Origin of the sequence: Streptomyces sp. NPDC089915 (assembly GCF_040684675.1) — a bacterium.
Classification (GTDB): Bacteria; Actinomycetota; Actinomycetes; order Streptomycetales; family Streptomycetaceae; genus Streptomyces.
Genome location: NZ_JBFBGN010000030.1, coordinates 1 through 16,819, shown reverse-complemented (window position 1 = coordinate 16,819; position 16,819 = coordinate 1). Strand labels below are relative to the sequence as shown.

Annotated in this window: 17 protein-coding genes and 1 tRNA gene; 15 read left to right on the top strand and 3 right to left on the bottom strand. The window is 75.2% G+C overall.

Annotation, left to right across the window (positions count from 1 at the left end):
* Positions 1-29 precede the first annotated feature (29 nt).
* The gene (locus tag AB0O29_RS12425; RefSeq protein WP_365150199.1) at positions 30-1,661 is read left to right on the top strand and encodes a glycoside hydrolase family 20 protein; all 1,632 of its coding nucleotides are present in this window, start codon (positions 30-32) and stop codon (positions 1,659-1,661) included.
* Between the two features lie 132 nt (positions 1,662-1,793).
* Positions 1,794-2,393 carry a hypothetical protein gene (locus AB0O29_RS12420; protein WP_365150196.1) on the top strand — a complete coding sequence of 200 codons (600 nt, stop codon included), beginning with the start codon at positions 1,794-1,796 and terminating at the stop codon, positions 2,391-2,393.
* A gap of 13 nt (positions 2,394-2,406) precedes the next feature.
* On the opposite strand, the gene AB0O29_RS12415 is transcribed toward AB0O29_RS12420, so the two are convergent.
* Positions 2,407-3,222, bottom strand: a complete 816-nt coding sequence (locus AB0O29_RS12415; RefSeq protein ID WP_365150193.1) for an endonuclease — start codon at positions 3,220-3,222, stop codon at positions 2,407-2,409.
* A gap of 218 nt (positions 3,223-3,440) precedes the next feature.
* On the opposite strand from AB0O29_RS12415, the gene AB0O29_RS12410 reads away from it, so the two are divergent.
* Positions 3,441-4,007 (top strand): DJ-1/PfpI family protein, encoded by a 567-nt coding sequence (locus AB0O29_RS12410; RefSeq protein ID WP_365150190.1) that lies wholly within the window; start codon positions 3,441-3,443, stop codon positions 4,005-4,007.
* A 67-nt stretch (positions 4,008-4,074) separates the two neighbouring features.
* On the opposite strand, the gene AB0O29_RS12405 is transcribed toward AB0O29_RS12410, so the two are convergent.
* Complete coding sequence (locus AB0O29_RS12405) at positions 4,075-4,887, bottom strand: glutamate ABC transporter substrate-binding protein (RefSeq protein WP_365150187.1); 813 nt, start codon at positions 4,885-4,887, stop codon at positions 4,075-4,077.
* 221 nt (positions 4,888-5,108) lie between these two features.
* On the opposite strand from AB0O29_RS12405, the gene AB0O29_RS12400 reads away from it, so the two are divergent.
* The 7 genes from AB0O29_RS12400 to AB0O29_RS12370 all read left to right on the top strand — a co-directional run bounded on the left by AB0O29_RS12400 (position 5,109) and on the right by AB0O29_RS12370 (position 12,552).
* Positions 5,109-6,215 (top strand): hypothetical protein, encoded by a 1,107-nt coding sequence (locus tag AB0O29_RS12400; RefSeq protein ID WP_365150184.1) that lies wholly within the window; start codon positions 5,109-5,111, stop codon positions 6,213-6,215.
* A gap of 75 nt (positions 6,216-6,290) precedes the next feature.
* Positions 6,291-6,363, top strand: a tRNA-Arg gene (locus AB0O29_RS12395).
* A 107-nt stretch (positions 6,364-6,470) separates the two neighbouring features.
* Positions 6,471-7,622, top strand: a complete 1,152-nt coding sequence (locus AB0O29_RS12390; protein WP_365150182.1) for a gala protein — start codon at positions 6,471-6,473, stop codon at positions 7,620-7,622.
* The gene (locus AB0O29_RS12385; protein WP_365150179.1) at positions 7,619-9,466 is read left to right on the top strand and encodes an ankyrin repeat domain-containing protein; all 1,848 of its coding nucleotides are present in this window, start codon (positions 7,619-7,621) and stop codon (positions 9,464-9,466) included. The genes AB0O29_RS12390 and AB0O29_RS12385 overlap by 4 nt, the downstream gene beginning before the upstream one ends.
* Positions 9,463-10,662 (top strand): AAA family ATPase, encoded by a 1,200-nt coding sequence (locus tag AB0O29_RS12380; protein ID WP_365150176.1) that lies wholly within the window; start codon positions 9,463-9,465, stop codon positions 10,660-10,662. Before AB0O29_RS12385 ends, AB0O29_RS12380 begins: the two co-directional genes overlap by 4 nt.
* A gap of 29 nt (positions 10,663-10,691) precedes the next feature.
* Positions 10,692-11,900 (top strand): VWA-like domain-containing protein, encoded by a 1,209-nt coding sequence (locus AB0O29_RS12375; RefSeq protein ID WP_365150173.1) that lies wholly within the window; start codon positions 10,692-10,694, stop codon positions 11,898-11,900.
* A gap of 106 nt (positions 11,901-12,006) precedes the next feature.
* Positions 12,007-12,552: a TerD family protein gene (locus AB0O29_RS12370; protein ID WP_365150170.1), complete on the top strand. Its 546-nt coding sequence runs from the start codon at positions 12,007-12,009 to the stop codon at positions 12,550-12,552.
* A gap of 152 nt (positions 12,553-12,704) precedes the next feature.
* On the opposite strand, the gene AB0O29_RS12365 is transcribed toward AB0O29_RS12370, so the two are convergent.
* Complete coding sequence (locus tag AB0O29_RS12365) at positions 12,705-13,334, bottom strand: TetR/AcrR family transcriptional regulator (protein ID WP_365150167.1); 630 nt, start codon at positions 13,332-13,334, stop codon at positions 12,705-12,707.
* A gap of 171 nt (positions 13,335-13,505) precedes the next feature.
* On the opposite strand from AB0O29_RS12365, the gene AB0O29_RS12360 reads away from it, so the two are divergent.
* The 5 genes from AB0O29_RS12360 to rraA all read left to right on the top strand — a co-directional run bounded on the left by AB0O29_RS12360 (position 13,506) and on the right by rraA (position 16,567).
* Complete coding sequence (locus AB0O29_RS12360; RefSeq protein WP_365150164.1) at positions 13,506-14,507, top strand: phosphatase PAP2 family protein; 1,002 nt, start codon at positions 13,506-13,508, stop codon at positions 14,505-14,507.
* Complete coding sequence (locus AB0O29_RS12355) at positions 14,504-15,376, top strand: DMT family transporter (protein ID WP_365150161.1); 873 nt, start codon at positions 14,504-14,506, stop codon at positions 15,374-15,376. Before AB0O29_RS12360 ends, AB0O29_RS12355 begins: the two co-directional genes overlap by 4 nt.
* 5 nt (positions 15,377-15,381) lie before the next feature.
* Entirely contained in the window at positions 15,382-15,678 is a 297-nt protein-coding gene (locus AB0O29_RS12350) for a hypothetical protein (RefSeq protein WP_365150158.1), read from the top strand.
* A gap of 71 nt (positions 15,679-15,749) precedes the next feature.
* Positions 15,750-16,016 (top strand): GlsB/YeaQ/YmgE family stress response membrane protein, encoded by a 267-nt coding sequence (locus tag AB0O29_RS12345; protein ID WP_365150155.1) that lies wholly within the window; start codon positions 15,750-15,752, stop codon positions 16,014-16,016.
* Between the two features lie 71 nt (positions 16,017-16,087).
* Positions 16,088-16,567, top strand: coding sequence for a ribonuclease E activity regulator RraA (gene rraA, locus AB0O29_RS12340; protein ID WP_365150152.1), 480 nt, complete (start codon positions 16,088-16,090; stop codon positions 16,565-16,567).
* Positions 16,568-16,819: the final 252 nt, after the last annotated feature.

Sequence of the window (16,819 nt, the reverse complement as noted above, 5' to 3'; positions counted from 1 at the left end):
GCCAGCTTGGTACGGGGGACCGGTGCATCATGCGGAAGACGAAGAGAAGGACCGCCGCAGGACGGACCATCGCGACGGCAGCGGCCGCCGCCCTGGTCTCCTTCGCCGTGCCGGCCTGCTCCGCCGGAGCCCAGGACAAGGGCGCCGCCCCCACCGCCACCGCCCCGCCCGCCACGCCGGCGCCCGCCTCCCCGACCGCCCCGGCCCCGCCGCCGGCCTCCTCGTACCCGCTGTCCGCCGCCCCGCGCACCGTCCCGGCCGTACGGGAGCACGTACCCGCCCGGGGCCCCGGCTGGAAGCCCGCGCCCGGCGCCCGCGTCCTCGTGGCCCCCGCCGACCGCGTGGCCCTCGCCGACGAGGGGAGGCTGCTGGCCGGCGAACTGCGCCTCGGTTACGCCGAGTCGGACCAGCAGCGGCCCGGTGACGTCCGGCTCGCCCTCGGGCCCTCGGGGTCCGGGCCGCCCGAGTCGTACACCCTCACCGTCGAGGGCGGCCGGGTCACCGTCACGGGACCCGACGAGGCGGGCGTCTTCTACGGCACCCGCACCCTCAAACAGGAGATACGCGGCGCCGGTTCGGCCCCCGAGGGCACGGTGAAGGACGCCCCGGCCAAACCGCAGCGCGGGCTCAACCTGGACATCGCCCGCAAGAACTTCTCCCCCGGCTGGATCGAGGACCGGCTGCGCGAGATGGCCGACCTCAAACTCAACCAGCTCGGCCTGCACTTCTCCGACGACCAGGCCTTCCGCATCGAGTCGGACACCCACCCGGAGATCGTCTCCACCCCGCACCTCACCAAGGCCGACGTCCGGGAGATCACCGCGCTCGCCGCCCGGCTGCACATCGCGGTCGTCCCCGAGATCGACTCGCCCGGACACCTCGGCGCCGTCCTGCGCGCCCACCCGGACCTGCAACTGCGCGACGCGGCGGGCAAGGCCGTCAAGGGCGCCGTGGACATATCCAACCCGGCGTCCGCGAAGCTCGTCGACGACCTGCTCCGCGAGTACCTGCCGCTGTTCCCCGCCGGTGCCTGGCACCTGGGCGCGGACGAGTACCAGGCCCTGGTCGTCAAGGACCCGCAGGCCTCCTTCCCGCAGCTCGCGAGCGCCGCGCGGGCCCGCTACGGGGCCGCGGCCCGGGTGCAGGACCTCGCCACGGGCTGGCTCAACGACCGGGCGGCGGTGGTCCGTCCGTCGGGCAAGGCCCTCAAGGCGTGGAACGACGGGATCTTCAAGGGCGGCGTCGCGCAGGCGGCCCCGGACATCCAGGCCGAGTACTGGACCGGCAAGGAGTACGGCGCCCGGCCGCCGGCCGAGTACCTGGGCACGGGCCGCAAGGTGGTCAACCTCAACGACGAGTACCTCTACTACGTGCTCGGCGAGCCCAACCAGTTCACCTACCCCACCGGCGAGCGGATCTACGAGCAGTGGACCCCGCTCGTGCTGCGCGGCACGACCGCCGTCCCCGCCTCGTACGACGCGCAGATCCTCGGGGCCCGCCTCGCCGTCTGGTGCGACCTGGCCTCCTCCCAGACCCCGGACCAGGTGGCCGCCGGCATCCGGATGCCGCTGGCCGCGCTCTCCCAGAAGCTCTGGGACCCGCGCGCGCCGCAGGCGCCCTGGTCCGAGTTCCGGTCCCTCGCAGCGCGCCTGGGCCCCTGACGGGGGGGCGGAGGTCCGTACTCCGCAACAACCGGATCCCGGCCCGGTGACGAATCGCGTCCGGCCGTCGTCCCGGCCGGATCCGGGGGGTTACGGTGCGGCGACGCCGGAACCTTCCCGAGGGAGAAGACGATGAGAGCGGTACGGGGGCACGCGGCCATGGCCGTCCTCGCGGTGTGCGGCATGCTGGCGCTCACCGCCTGTCAGAACGGCGACGACCCGGCCGCGCCGGAGGTGAAGCCGACCGCGCCCGCACCGCTCCCGCCCACCGCCACCGCCACGGCGGCCGCGCCGGCCCCCTCGAAGACCGGCGCCGCGCCCAAGCCCTCGGCGACGGCCACCCCGGCGGGGAAGGCGCCCCCCGCCCCGGCCCCGCCCTCCGGGACGCCCTGCGGCGCCGACGGCAGGATGCCGGTCTCGCCCGACACGATCGCCGTGCAGCGGTACACCCCCGAGGGCGGCATGACCAGCCTCGTCGTCCAGCACGGCACGTACGGATGCCCCGGCCGCTTCGAACCGTCGGGCCCGTGGACGTACCTGCCGATCGCGGAGACGGCCAAGATCACCGCGACGGCCCCGATCCTCGGGCCCTCCACGGTGATGGGCAGGCCCATCTCCACCAGCGAGCTGACCGGGTGGCTGGACACCCACCCGGACAAGGGGCTGCCCTTCCACTACCACCTGAACGCGGCGGGGGTCATCGACACCCTCGACGAGATCTACGTCAAGTAGACCGACGGGCGGTCTACCAGATGGAGTTGACCCACTCCGGGTGGTCGATGAACGGGTTGCGGTTGTGCTGGTAGGTGTCGAAGATGACCTGGTTGCGCCGCTTCTCGAAGGCGTCCGGCGGGTCCATCTGGTTCCACTGCTTCAGCAGGCTGAGCCGCCCGAAGAGCGGCGCGGTGCCGTTGTTGACCTTGTCGTTCATCTCCAGGTCCGGGAAGCCGTCCCCGCCCTCGTAGCGCACGGCCATGTAGAGCAGCATGCGCGCGACGTCGCCCTTGACCGCGTCCCGCGGCTCGAAGGAGTCGGCGTCGGTGTAGCTGCCGGGGGCCTCGGCGACCGGGCTCCCGCCCATGTCGAAGTCCTTGTTCCCGCGCGTGCTGTTGACCGTGACGTCCTCGGGGCGCAGGTGGTGCAGGTCGGTGCCCGGCCCGGTGGCCGTGCCGAAGTCGCCGTGGCTCTTGGCCCAGACGTGCTCGCGGTTCCAGTCGTTGACGCCGCCGCCGTTGGTGTTCTTGGACTGGGAGCGGCCCGAGTACACCAGGATGACGTTGTTCGGGTTGGCGGGGTCCTGGTCGGTGACCTTCAGCGCGTTCCACACGCCGTCGTAGGTCACCGTGGACTGGTTCTTGATGATGTCGTGCAGCGCCTTCTTCAGCGCGGCGCCGGTCTTGCCCGCGGCGGGCGCGTAGTAGTCGTCGACGCTCGTCGCGGCGGCCGCGGCGCGGGGGGCCGCCGCCGTCCGCTGCGGGCCGGCCGTGGCGGTGGCCGGTATGAGGAAGAGCGCGGCGGCCGCGAGGCCGGCGGCCCAGGGAGCCGTACGGGAGATTCTCATGACGTGGGGGATACCTCTCCACAAGCACCGCCCCCGCCCTGGCAGTTGGCGGGGTGTCAGGTGGCAGAGCGAGGCTCACATTGTCATGTATCGAACAGGTTAAAACCATGTGTCTGACGGGCGCGGGGCAGGGGTTTGCCGGTCGACGGGCATGGGCACGGTAGGCGGTGCCCCGGACGGCCCGGACCGGCCGTCGACAGCGCCCCCTGGAGCAGCCCATGGCAGTGAAGATCCTCATCGTGACCGGCGACGCCGCGGAGTCCCTGGAGGTCCTCTACCCCTACCAGCGCCTGCGGGAGGAGGGGTACGAGGTCCACGTCGCGGCCCCCTCGCGCAAGAAGCTGCGCTTCGTCGTACACGATTTCGAGGAGGGCTTCGATACCTACACGGAGAAGCCCGGCTACACCTGGCCCGCGGACGTCGCCTTCGCCGAGGTGGTCCCCGAGGAGTACGCGGCCGTGGTCGTGCCGGGCGGGCGCGCCCCGGAGTACCTGCGCAACGACCCGGAGGTGCGCCGGATCCTGGCCGCCTTCGCCGGGGCCGACAAGCCCATCGCCCAGATCTGCCACGGCCCGCTGATCACCGCCGCGAGCGGGGCCCTCGGCGGGCGCACGGTCACCGCCTATCCGGCGCTCGAACCCGACATGCGCGCCGCCGGGGCGGAGTTCCGCGACGCCGAGGCCGTGGTCGACGGCACCCTGGTCTCCGCCCGCGCCTGGCCCGACCACTCCGCCTGGATGCGGGAGTTCCTGACGGTGCTGCGCGCCAAGGCGCCGCTGGCGTAGGGGAGTGCCCGCGGCCGAGGGGCCCCGCCGGATCCGGCGGGGCCCCTCGGTGCGCGGTCTCCCGGAGTCAGCTGCCCGTGGTGACGCGCGGGGCCGGCTCGTACTTGTAGTTCGCCTGGCCGAAGTTCTTCTTCACGGCCGCCTCCCAGGAGCCGTCCGAGACCATCTTGGTGAGCGCCGCGTTGATCTTCTTCTGGAGCTCGGAGTCGCCCTTCTTGATCCCGATGCCGTAGTTCTCGTTGCTCAGGTTCAGCCCGACCAGCTTGAACTTGCCCTCGTTGCCCTTCCTGGCCGCGTACCCGGCGAGGATGGAGTTGTCCGTGGTCATGGCGTCGACCAGGTTGTCCTGGAGGGCGACCAGGCATTCCGAGTACCCGCCGAGCTCCAGCACGCTCGCCTTCGGGGCCAGCTTGCTGCGCACGTTCTCGGCGGAGGTGGAGCCGGTCACCGAGCACAGCCGCTTGGTGTTGAGGTCCTCGGGCTTGGTGATCGTGTTGTCGTCGGCGCGGACCAGCAGGTCCTGGTGGGCGACGAAGTAGGGGCCGGCGAAGTCGACCTGCGCGCGGCGCTTGTCGTTGATCGTGTAGCTGGCCGCGACGAACTTGACCTCGTTGTACTGGATCAGCAGTTCCCGGTCGTTGCTGTAGACCTGCTTGAACTCGATCTCGTTCGCCTTGTAGCCGAGCTCCTTGGCCACGTAGGTGGCCACGTCGACGTCGAACCCGGTGTACGTGCCGTCCGGCTCGCGCATGCCGATGCCCGGCTGGTCGAACTTGATGCCGACCGAGATCGGTTCCTTCTTGGCTTCACCGCCACAGCCGGAGGCGGTGGCGGCGAGGGCGATCACTGCGGCGACCGCACCGGCCTTGGGAACCTTCATGTGCTGCTCTTTCCTCGGGAACGCGGATCCGCGGGGGAGTGTCGCGGGAAACGTGGGGGGACGTGCGGAACCGCGGGGGCGCGTGGGCACGTGTATGAGGAAGCTAGGAAGGTGGCGGCCGCAGCGTCACTACATCTGAGGAAAACTTGAGGATAACGATCCGGTTCCGCCGAAGATCCTGCGGTGGCGGGGCTCCGGGGCGCGAGAAGGGGGGCCGGTGCATGGCGGTGGGCGAAGTGTCGGGTGCGGCGCGGGTCGAGGGCAACACCCTGCTGCTGGGCGACGGGGTGCGTATCAGGTTCATCCGGACATTGCGTCTTCCCGAGTCGGGGACGCACGCGCTTCCGCCGGGGCTGGGCGAGTTCCCGCTGCGCCGGGTCGAGGACCACCCGGACACCGTTCCGCCGGAGTGGCGGGCCAAGGGCGGCGTGATGCTGCCGGTGTACCTGCGCGAGGCGATGTGGCTGGCCTTCGGCGGGTCGGCGGAGCCCGCCGCGCTCCAGGTCGGGGTCGGCAAGGTGTGCGCCGTGTCGGGGAAGCCGTGGACGGGCCGGCTGGCGCGCGACCCGCAGAACTACGTGGTGCTGCCCCGCCAGCCCTGGCTCGACGGGATCAACTCGGGCGACGGTACGGTCCGTCAGTTCGTCGCCGTGCCCCTCGGCCTCGGCGCGACCGTCGAGGGGCAGGTCACCGGGGAGGAGACCGCGGGCGGGGTGCAGCTCCAGGCGTTCCCGCTGGAGCCGGACGCCCTGGCCGCGTGGCGCGACGCGCAGCGGGTGCGCAGGCGCGGACGGCCCCGCGGGGGCGCGGGCCCGGTCCCGGCCCCGCCCGGTTCGGCCCCCGCCGGCTTCGGGGGCTACGGGGCCCCGCCGCCGATGCCGGCGGCGATGTCGGCCCCGGGCGGCGCTCCGGCCCGGCCCGCCGCCCGGCGGGCCCCGGCCCCGGCGATGGGGCTCGGGGTCGGCGGGGCGATGCGCCAGGAGGTCTACCGGGACGAGCGCACGCTCTCGGCCTGGGCGGACACCCCGGCCGCGCGGGTCTTCGTGCACCTGGTGACCCCGCCCGAATGGCGCCGCATCACGGGTGAGGACGCCCCGCCGTCGCCCGTCGACCGGGCCGCCTGCACCCGGGCCGGGCTGCCCTGGTACGACTACTACGACGAAAGCGGAACCGACCTCCCGGCCGCCGGACCCCTCGCGGAGGTCAAACCGGTGGGCGACTGGCTGGGCGACGACCACGCGCCCTGGACGCCCCCGGCGCCCGGCCAGGTCAAGCACGTCGGGAAGGCGTCCCGCCCGGGCGACCCCGTGCAGGACGGGGACTGGTAGCCGGACCGGGCGCCACCTCATGAATTCAAACTGGTGATCGATTTTCGGCCTCGCGGCCGCTATGATCACCGCAGCAAGGCCGTAGCGCAGAGGTCGTCGCGCCCAAGCATCGAGCTGGAGGACGTCGGTTCGAATCCGACCGGTCTTGCGTCTTCTTCCCGTCATGACGGCAGGGCGCCGCGCCCTGCCGTCATGACGGTCGTACCCGAATCAGCTCGGTCGCCGGAAGCCGGCGAAGGAACCGGTGGAGTGGTGATGACACGGCCGACGCCCGTACGGTGCCCCGCGATCGAGCACCCGGACCTGCCGCTCGCCGAACCGGCGGGCCTGGACCCGCTGCTCGCCCGCCTCGCGCAGGACCACCCCGTCGAGGCCGACGAGACCTTCCCCCTCGGTACCCTGCGCGCCGACGGCCGCGTCGACCTGTGCAAGCAGGGCATCGGCCCCGCCGGCGCGGCCCGCCTGCTGCCCGCCGCCACCGCCTCCCCGCACGCCGCGCACCTGCTGCTCGGCACCAACTCCATCGCCGACGAAGGCGCCCGCACCCTCGCCGGCGCCCTCACCGAGGCCGGCCCCGCGCACGGGCTGCACACCCTCTACCTCGGCTGCAACCGCATCGGACCCGACGGCGCCCTCGCCCTCGCCGGAGCCCTCGCCGAGGACACCACCGTCCGCGCCCTCTGGCTCAAGCGGAACCCCCTCCACGAGGACGGCACCCGCACCCTGGCCGCCCTGCTGCGCCGCAACACCGCGCTGCGCACCCTCGACCTGGTCAACACCGGCGTCACCGCCGACGGCCTGCGCCTCCTCCTCGACGCCCTGCGCACCCGCGCGACCCCGCTGGAGCGGATCTACCTCGGCGGCAACGGCCTCACCGCCGAAGCGGCCCCGCTGCTCGCCGCCCTGATCACCGAGGCCGGAGTCCGCGAACTCTACGTCCCGGCCAACCACCTCGGCGACGAGGGGGCCGCCGTCCTCGCGGCCGCGGCGGCCGAGGCGGGCCCCGACCGCCCGGTGCGCCTGGGCCTCGGCGGCAACGGCATCGGCGTGGCCGGAGCCCGCGCCCTGGCCGCCGCCCTCGGCGGCATCGAGTCCCTGGACCTCGGCCGCGTCATGTCCGAGCGCAGCCTCGGCTCCACCGGCAACGCCACCGGCGACGAGGGCGCGTACGCCCTGGCCGACGCGCTGCCCGGCAGCCCGCTGCGCCGCCTGGAGCTGCGCCACACCGGGATCACCGGCCGCGGGGCCAAGCGCCTGCTGGCCGCCCTGCCCGACGGCAGCCCGCTGGAGCACGTCGGCCTCGGCCCCGGCACCCCCCGCCGCCTCAAGCGCTCCTTCGCCGAACGGCTGCGGCCCGCCCCGGCCGGCCACCCGGACCTGCGGGCCATCGGCAGCGTGTACCGGTGAGCGCGCGCGACGAGAACCTCCTCGCCCACCTGCCGCCCGGCGCCCTGCCGGACCAGGACGCCGCGTCCTGGCAGCGCGTGCGCCGCTACGCGGTGCCCCGCTGGATGATCGAACGGGCCACCGCGCACCGCCTGGCCGGGGACTGGCGCGCCGCCTGCGCGGCCGCCGGCGTCGAGACCGCCCTCGACCTGCCCGCCCTGGCCTCCGCGTACGGGACCGCCGTCGCCGGGGCCGTCGAGGCCGATCTGCACCACCTCGTCCCCGAGCTGGTGCGCTGGCACCTGCCCCGGGTGCTGGGCGGCCGCAGCGTCCTCGCCCCCAGCCGCCGCGTCGTCCTGGCCCGCTACGGCCGGGACGAGAGCGCGCCCGCCCTGTTCATCACCACGCGCGGAATGATCGACGGCCCGCAGCGGCTGCGGCTGCACTGCGCGCCGGTCGACCCGGCGCGCAAGCACCACGCCTACGGGGGCTGGACCACCGAGGACTGGACCCTGGCCCCCTGGTTCTGGGACTCCCGGCACACCGCCGCACTCCGCGCCGCCGCCGGGCCCGCCGGCCGACTCCCCTTCTTCCACGCCGACGGCACCCCGCTCGGCGCCGACGCGCTGCCGGCCGCCGAACCCGCCGCGGGCGACCGCGCCGCCCGCACGGAGTGGGCCGCCGAGCTCTACCGGCGCGGCGACCTGGAGGGTGCCTTCGCCGCCGCCGGGATCGAGCTGGACCTGTCCCCCTTCGAGCGGCGCGGCCGCCTCTACCCCACCCACGACGCCCGGGAGGCGCTGGAGTCCGTCCCGCTGGAGCCGGTCCGCCTCGCCGCCGAGTTCCGCCGCCTGACCGCGGCGGGCGCGGGGGAGCGGTTCCGCTTCACCCCGCACTGGCGCGCCACGCTGCTGCTGGAGCCCGCCGGGGACACGGCAGGCGGCGGCCCGCGGCTGCGCGTCGTCGACTCCCAGACGGTGGGCGACGTCACCCGGCTGCCCGGCCACGCCTGGCAGCCGCTGCCCGACCCGTACCTCGTGCGCTCCGGCCGGACCGCCCGGCACGAACTGCATCCGCTCGTCGCCGACGCGCTCTTCCCCGGAGCCGGCCCGGCCGCGGGGCCGCCCGGCCCCGCCGCGCCGCGGCCCGTCCGGGTGCGCTGCGTCGGCGCATGGCACGAAGTGCGTTCTCGGGACGGCGTACTCGAACTCCCGCACACCGCCGAGGAGCAGCAGCGCGAGCGCGCCATGCGGGCCTTCGGCGGAGCCATCGCGGGCTGCTTCGCCGTGCGCGAGGCCTGGACCACCGGCGAGGGCCGCCTCCCGCGCGCCCTGCGGGCCGAACGGCGCGAGCTGTTCGAGCGCGTCCAGCACGGCGACACCCCCGGCGTCCGCGCGCTCCTCGACGCGGGCCTCGACCCCCGGGTGCGCAACGGGCGCGGCCAGGGCCTGCTGCACCTGCTCCCCTTCGTACGCCACGAGGAACTGCTGCCCCGGCTGCTGGCGGCCGGGCTCGCCCTGGAACAGGAGGACGACGCCGGCCGCACCCCGCTCCAGTGCGCCGTCCAGAACGGCGGCACCGCCGCCCTGGTGCGCGCCCTCCTCGCGGCCGGCGCCCGCATCGACGTGGTCGACGAGCTGGAGCTGTCGCTGGCCCAGGTGGTGCGCCGCTACAAGCGGACCGACCTCGCCTTCCTCAAGCAGCTGGTGGAGGAGGCCCACCCCGAGCTCGGCTCCGGCGAGTACGACGAGTTCATGGAAGAGCGCGAAGAGTGGGAAGAGGACAAGGACTACGACGACCACGACGGCTACGCGGCCACCGGTGACCCCACGGGTCCGGCCGGCGCCGGGGCGGGGGAACTGTGACCACCACACCTGCGCGGCCCGCGCCCGCACTGGCCGCCGCCGACGCCCTCAACGCCCGGCTGGGCGCCACCCGTACCGAGCCCGCGACCAACCCCCAACTGGAGGCCCTGGCGCTCGCGGTGACGGCCAATCAGCCCGTCCTGCTGTGGGGCGAGCCCGGCATCGGCAAGTCCGCCGGCATGGAGCGGCTCGCGCAGGCCCTCGGGGTCCGGCTGGAGACCGTGATCGCCAGCGTCCACGAGCCCTCGGACTTCGCGGGCCTGCCCATCGTCGGCGACGACCCGGCCACCACCGGCGTGCCCATGGCGCCGCCGGACTGGGCCGTGCGCCTGGCCCGCACCGGGCACGGCCTGCTCTTCTTCGACGAGCTGTCCTCCGCCCCGCCCGCCGTCCAGGCCGCGCTCCTGCGCGTGGTCCTCGAACGCCGCGTCGGAAGCCTCGAACTGCCCGCGTCCGTAAGGATCGTGGCCGCCGCCAACCCGCCCTCCAGCGCGGCCGACGGCTGGCACCTCAGCCCGCCGCTCGCCAACCGCTTCGTCCACCTCGACTGGACCCACGACGCCCGCACGGTGGCCCGCGGCATGGCCGGGACCTGGCCCGAGACGGCCCTGCCCGCGGTCGACCCCGCCCGGGCCGCCGGCGCGGCGGCCCGCGCCCGGGGCGCGGTCTCCGGCTTCCTCACCGCCCGGCCCGGCCTCGTCCACCACATGCCGAACGACGCCGAGGGCCGCGGCCGGGCCTGGCCCTCGCCGCGCACCTGGGAGATGGCGCTGCGCCTGCTGGCCACCGGCTACGCGTCCGGCGCCGGCCGCGAGGCGCTGTCCGCCGCGCTCACCGGGGCCGTCGGCGACGGCGCGGGCCTGGAGCTGCTGGCCTACCTGGAGAACCTCGACCTGCCCGACCCGGAGAAGGTGCTGGCCGACCCCGAAGCCTTCGCCCTGCCCCAGCGCGGCGACCGGCAGCTGGCCTTCCTCATCGCGGTCGTGGCCGCCGTACAGGGCGAGCTCACCCGGCCCCGCTGGGAGGCCGCCTGGACGGTGCTCGCCAAGGCCGTCGACGCGGGCGTCCCCGACGTGGCCGCCCGGGCCGCCGCCGACCTGGCCGCGATGCGCGACCTGTCCTGGCCCGTACCCGCCGGGATCGACGCCTTCGTGGAACTGCTCCAGCTGGCCGGCGCCCTCCCCGGCGCCCGCTGACCGGGCGGGCCGCACCGGTGGACCGCGCCGTGGACCGCCCCCTGGACCGGGCCAAACTGCTCGCCGCCCGCTACGCGGCGGCCGAGGCCCGCCCCTACCTGGCCTCCGCCCTGTACGCGCTGACCGTCGTCCCCTCCCCGGGGCCGGCGGGGGTGGCCACGATGGGCGTCGACCGGCACTGGCGCTGCTACGTCTCGCCCGAGTTCGTCGAACGGACCCCCGTCCCCGAGCTCGCCGGGGTGTGGATCCACGAGGTCGCCCACCTGCTGCGCGACCACCACGGCCGGGCCGACCGGCTGCCCGCCGCCGACCAGCGCGATCCGCTGCGGATCAACATCGCGCAGGACTGCGAGATCAACGACGACCTCCTCGCCGACGGCCTGCGGCTGCCCGAGGGCCGGATGGAACCGGGCCGGTTCGGTCTCGCGGCGGGCGGTCTCTTCGAGGGCTACCTGCCCGGCATCCCGCACACGCCCCCGCACGAGCACGTGGACTGCGGCTCCGGCGCGCACGGCGTACCCGCGCCCTGGGAACTCGGCGACGCGCCGGGCGGCGCCGCCCGGGTCGGTTCGGCGGAGGCGCAGGCCCTGCGCCGGACCACCGCCCAGGCCATGCGCGCCCACCTGCGCACCAAGGGCCGGGGCAGTCTGCCCGCCGGGTGGGAGCGCTGGGCGGAGGAGGTGCTGGAGCCCGTCGTGGACTGGCGGCGCGCGCTGACGGGCGCCGTGCGCGAGGCCGCCGCGTGGGCGGGCGGCGCGGTCGACTACACCTACCGCCGCCCCTCGCGGCGCACCCCCGCGCTGGGCGGCCGGGTGGTGCTGCCGAGCCTGCGCCGGCCGCTGCCACGGGTCGCGATCGTCGTCGACACCTCCGGATCCATGGGGGACGAGGAACTCGCCGCGGCGCTCGGCGAGGTGACCGGGGTGCTGCGGGAGGTCGGCGTCGGCCGCAACCGGGTCGCGGTGCTGGCCTGCGACGCCGACGTACAGGCCGTGAACCGGGTGACGAGCGCCGCGCAGGTGACCCTGGCCGGGGGCGGCGGCACCGACATGCGGGTGGGCATCGCCGCCGCGCTGGCCGCGCCGGACCGGCCGGACATCGTCGTGGTCCTCACCGACGGGTACACCCCGTGGCCGGAGGGCCCCCTGCGCTGCCGGGTGATCGCCGCGCTGATCGGAGCGGACGCGCCGCAGCCGCCGGACTGGGTGGAGACCGTACGCGTGGCCCCCGCGGGCTGACCGGCGAACTGGCCGGTTGTCTACGGTGGTTCGCCCGGTGATCACGGACGCGTGGCAGCATGGCCGGGCAGCACCGGCCAGAGCGGCCGAGCGGAGGGGGAGTCCGGTGACCGGAGTACGCAAGAGCCTGGCCAAGGTGGAGATCTCCCTGCGCTGGGACCCCAGCCCGGCGGGGACGCGGCCGCACGACCTGGACCTGGTCGCCGGCGTCTTCGGGGTCTCCGATCCCTACGGGGAGCCGGTGTACCTCGTGCACTTCGGCAGCCGCGCCCCCGACGGGACCATCACCCTCGACCGGGACAGCCGCAACGGGCAGGGGTTCGGCTGGGACGAGGTGATGACCCTCGAACTGGACCGGCTGGCGGCCGGGCTGGGCCGGGTCGTGGTCGGCGTGGTGATCCAGGACCCGGGTCCGGCGGGAACCCCGGGCCGCACCGTCTTCGGCTCCGTCGCCGGGACCGGGCTGAGGATCCGCGAGGGCTACACCGACCTCGCCACCCTCGACTTCGCCGGGCTCGCCGGGGCCGCGTCGGCCACCGTCGCCGAGTTCGTCCGGGACGGGGAGGGCGGCTGGACGCTGGACGCCCGCGCCCGGGGCTTCGACGCGGACCCGCAGGAGTACACCCGGCTCATGGGCGCCGCGCGCGGCTGAGCCCGCTTCACGGGCGGGGTCCGGACCGGACGGGGCGGCGGTCCCCCTGCTCGGGAGGGCCGCCACCCCGTCCGGGTGGCGCGCTGCCGCCGTCCCCACGAGGCAGCGCGAGCGGGTCGCCGTCCGGTCATCGTGGACGGCGGCCCACCGGTTCAGGTGGCCGGAAGGTCTCCCGGGCCGATGCCCAGGGCGGGCAGCAGGGCCGCGTCGACGAACCGGACCAGGTAGTCGGCGTCGGCGTAGCGCCCCTCCAGCACCGGCCGGATCCGCAGGACGCCCATCAGCTGCGCCGGCAGGAACTCCACGGCCGGGTGGTCGGGGGCGATCTCGCCCCGTGCCACGGCCCGCGCCACGATCGCGTCGAAGGCCGCCAGCTCGGGCTCGATCAGGGCCTCGCGCAGTGCGCGCTGGAGTTCCTCGTCGCTGAGCACGGCGTTGCCGAGCGCCTGGGTGAGCCGGGTGTCGCGCCCGGAGGTGCCGGCCGCGATCCGGGCGGCCTCGCGCAGGTCCTCCGCCAGGTTCCCGGTGTCCACGTCGGCCAGCGTCCGCTCGCCGCGCCGCGCCCGGCTCGCCCGCAGGGCGGCGGCGACCAGCTGGGGCTTGGTCTTCCACTGCCGGTAGAGCGTGGACTTGCCGCAGCAGGCCCGCGCGGCCACGCCCTCCATGGTGAGGCCCTCGTAGCCGTGCTCGCGGAGCTGCTCCAGAACGGCGTCGTAGAACTCCTGCTCGCGCTCCGGGCTGATCTTGGAGCGGCGCGCGGTGGCCTGCGGCGTGGACGTCATGGGCTGCGGCTCTCCTCGTGAGCTCACGGGCGGTGGGTCGTGCTCCCGAGTGTAAGGCCCCGGAGGCTTATCGCTACACCATCGTATCGATACGCGAATGTATCGATACACTGGCGTGTCGATCGGAAACGGTTCCGACCGAAAGCCGCTCGAAAGAATTGAGACCGGGGGATGAACTCCCACACCACACCCACACGGCCCTGGCGCCGGCTCATACGCGAGCTGCTGCTCGTCGCGGGCCTGTTCTCCGTGTACAAGGCGGGCCGGATGCTCTCGACGGGCCGCACCGACGACGCCTTCCGCAACGCCGCCCGCGTGTGGGACGCCGAACGCGCCCTCCACCTGCCCGGCGAAGGCGCCGTCCAGCGGCTGCTGCTCCACTCCGACGGCGTGGTCCACGCGGCGAACACCTACTACGCCGCCGTGCACTTCCCGGCGACCGTGCTGTTCCTGGTCTGGCTGTACCTGCGCCGCCCCGGCCACTACCTGTGGACCCGCCGGGTGCTCACGGTCCTGACCGGCGCCGCCCTCGCCCTGCACCTGTCCTTCCCCCTCGCGCCGCCCCGGATGCTGGAGGCCGCGCACCTGGTGGACACCGGCCAGGTCTACGGGCCGACCGTCTACCGGGCCGCCCCGGACGCCGACACCCTGGCCAACCAGTTCGCCGCGATGCCCTCGCTGCACTTCGGCTGGGCCCTGATGCTGGCCCTCGGGATGATCGCCGCGACCCGCTCGCGGTGGCGCGCCCTGTGGCTGCTGCACCCGCTGGCCACCCTCCTCGTGGTCGTGGGCACCGCCAACCACTACTGGGTCGACGCGATCGTCGCGACCCTGCTCCTGGGCGCGGCCCTCCTCCTGGTCCCCCGCCCGGCGGCCCGTCCGGACACCACCGCCGGAGCGGTACGGGACCTCCCGCGCCCGCACCGGACGGCGGCCCGCGCCGACGCCCGGCCGGCCGGCCCCGCCCCGGCGGCCGGCCCCGCCCCGGCGGCCGGCCCCGTGCCGACGGTCGTTCCCGGCCCCGCGCCCGGCCCCGCCCCCGCGCCCGGCGGCCCTGCGCCCGGCGGCCCTGCGCCCGGCGGCCCTGCGCCCGGCCGCCCTGCGCCCGGCGGGTCCGGGGCCGTCCCGGAAGCCGTCCGGCTCCTTCCCGTGGCCGCCGGAGGCGAGCGGTGAACGCCACCCTCCTCGCCGTCCTGCTCTGCCTCGCCTCCGCCGTCACCTACGCGGCCGCCGCCGTGGCCCAGGAACGGCTCGCCCGCCGGGCCGTCGCCCGCAGCGCCCGCGACCTGATCGGCAACGGCGCCTGGTGGTGGTCGGCCGGACTGAACGCCGCCGCCGCGCTGCTGCACGCCGCCGCCCTGCGCTACGGCCCGCTCACCCTGGTCCAGCCCCTCGGCGCGCTCACCCTCGTCGCCGCCGTCCCGCTGGGCGCGCGCGGCGCCGGCCGGCGGGTCGCCGCCACCGAGTGGCGGGGCACCCTGGCCACCGTCGCCGGGCTCGGCCTGCTGCTGCTCCCCGCCTCCGGCCCGGCCCCCGACGACACCCTCAGCGTCGCCGAGGCCCTCACCGTCTCCGGCGCCACCCTGGCCGTGATCGCCCTGCTCACCGCCCGCAAGGACCCCGGCCCGGGACTGCGCCACGCCACCGCCTCCGGGCTGGCCTCCGCCGTCGCCTCCGCCCTCACCCAGACCGTGGCCGTGGCGGGCGGCCGGGGAGGCTCCCTGCTCAGCGCCCGGGTGATCACCGTGGCCCTGCTCGTCGTGGTCTTCGCGGTCGGCGGGATGCTGCTCTCGCAGCGGGCCTACCGGGGCGGCCTCGGCGCCCCGCTCGCCGTGGTCAACCTGGCCAACCCGCTCGCCGCCGCCGTCATCGGCATGGTCCTGCTCGGCGAACGCCTCCAGGGCGGCGCCCTCGGCATCGTGCTCGCCGCCGCCGGCGCCCTCGCCGCCACCCGGGGGGTGCTCCTGCTGACGCGGACCGCGCCCGGATCCGTCCAGACCGGCGAAAGCCACCCCGTACCGGCCGGCCATGTGACAGCATGATCGCCATGGCCGACCGCTCGTACCTCTCCCTGTGGTCCCGCAACTCCGTGCTGTCCATCGGCTCGGTGGGATCGGTGCTCTCGATCGGATCGGTGGGCAGCGTGCTGTCCGTCGGCTCCTTCGGCTCCGCGCTCTCCGCCGGCTCGGCGGCCTCCTGGCTGAGCGCGGGCTCCGCCTTCTCGGCCCGCTCCGCCCTCTCCCTCTTCTCCTACCGCTCGCGCGGCGGCCTCGCCGTGGCCGGGATCGGTGCCGTGACGGCCGCCACCCTGGCGGCCGGCCTGCTCCGGACCCGGCGCGGCTGAGAACCACCGGGCCGCGGCCCGCGTCCTACCCACCGTAGAGAGACGCGGAACGACGAGCGGAGTGAACGACCATGGGCATCATCGGCTGGATCGTCCTGGGCCTGCTGGCCGGGGGCATAGCCAAGTTCCTGCTGCCCGGCCGGGACCCCGGCGGCCTCATCGGCACCACCCTCATCGGCGTCGCGGGCGCCTTCACCGGAGGCTGGCTCTCCGCCAAGTTCCTGCACCGCTCGATCGACAACCACTTCTTCGACCTCGCCACCTGGGCCGCCGCCATCACCGGCTCGATGGTCCTGCTCATCGGCTACCGCATCCTCTTCGGCAACTCCCGCGACTGACCCGCGCGCACCCGCCGCATACGCTGGGCGGCGCACGGCGCGACGTCCCGAACGCGAGGAGCCACAGCCACATGAGCGTCAACCCCGTCCCCACCGCCGACCTCTACGACGAGCACGGCGAGGGCCTCGAGATCTGCACCACCGCCTTCCGCTCCATCGGCGGCCGCCGGCTCTTCGCCGGGCCCGTGCGCACCGTCCGCTGCCACGAGGACAACGCCCTGCTGCGCGAACTCCTCCACACCCCGGGCGAAGGCGCCGTCCTCGTCGTCGACGGCGGCGGCTCCCTGCGCACCGCCCTCGTCGGCGACCTCATCGCCGGCGCCGCCGAGCGCTCCGGCTGGGCCGGGCTGATCGTCAACGGCGCCGTCCGCGACAGCGTCGCCCTCGGCGGCCTCGACCTTGGGGTCCAGGCGCTGGGCACCTGCCCCCGCAAGAGCGGCAAGACCGGCGCCGGCGCCGTCGACGAGCCCGTCACCATCGGAGGGGTCACCTTCCGGCCCGGCGACACCGTCTACGTGGACGACGACGGCGTCGTCGTCCTGCCGGCCTGAGCCGCGGGGGGTATCGCGAAAATCCCTGGGCGAGATCGCGCCAGGCCCGGACCACCGGCCCTGGCGGACCGCGCCGGGATGCCGCTTCACTGCGGGCCCATGAGACGACACAGGATCACGGGCCTGCTCGGGGCGCTCACCCTCGCCGCGGGCACCCTGGCCGCGGCCGGCCGGCCGGCGGCTGATCCACCGGTCCTGTCGATGGCCGAGGCCGCCCGCTTACGTCCGGACCTCTGGGACGTCTGCGTCCCG

Excerpts from the sequence above, each read along its gene's own strand:
- AB0O29_RS12390 (WP_365150182.1), top strand. The coding sequence starts at position 6,471 with ATGACACGGCCGACGCCCGTACGGTGCCCCGCGATCGAGCACCCGGAC.
- rraA (WP_365150152.1), top strand. The coding sequence starts at position 16,088 with ATGAGCGTCAACCCCGTCCCCACCGCCGACCTCTACGACGAGCACGGC.
- AB0O29_RS12425 (WP_365150199.1), top strand. The coding sequence starts at position 30 with ATGCGGAAGACGAAGAGAAGGACCGCCGCAGGACGGACCATCGCGACG.
- AB0O29_RS12350 (WP_365150158.1), top strand. The coding sequence starts at position 15,382 with ATGGCCGACCGCTCGTACCTCTCCCTGTGGTCCCGCAACTCCGTGCTG.
- AB0O29_RS12405 (WP_365150187.1), bottom strand. The coding sequence starts at position 4,887 with ATGAAGGTTCCCAAGGCCGGTGCGGTCGCCGCAGTGATCGCCCTCGCC.
- AB0O29_RS12410 (WP_365150190.1), top strand. The coding sequence starts at position 3,441 with ATGGCAGTGAAGATCCTCATCGTGACCGGCGACGCCGCGGAGTCCCTG.
- AB0O29_RS12415 (WP_365150193.1), bottom strand. The coding sequence starts at position 3,222 with ATGAGAATCTCCCGTACGGCTCCCTGGGCCGCCGGCCTCGCGGCCGCC.
- AB0O29_RS12420 (WP_365150196.1), top strand. The coding sequence starts at position 1,794 with ATGAGAGCGGTACGGGGGCACGCGGCCATGGCCGTCCTCGCGGTGTGC.
- AB0O29_RS12365 (WP_365150167.1), bottom strand. The coding sequence starts at position 13,334 with ATGACGTCCACGCCGCAGGCCACCGCGCGCCGCTCCAAGATCAGCCCG.
- AB0O29_RS12360 (WP_365150164.1), top strand. The coding sequence starts at position 13,506 with ATGAACTCCCACACCACACCCACACGGCCCTGGCGCCGGCTCATACGC.
- AB0O29_RS12400 (WP_365150184.1), top strand. The coding sequence starts at position 5,109 with ATGGCGGTGGGCGAAGTGTCGGGTGCGGCGCGGGTCGAGGGCAACACC.
- AB0O29_RS12345 (WP_365150155.1), top strand. The coding sequence starts at position 15,750 with ATGGGCATCATCGGCTGGATCGTCCTGGGCCTGCTGGCCGGGGGCATA.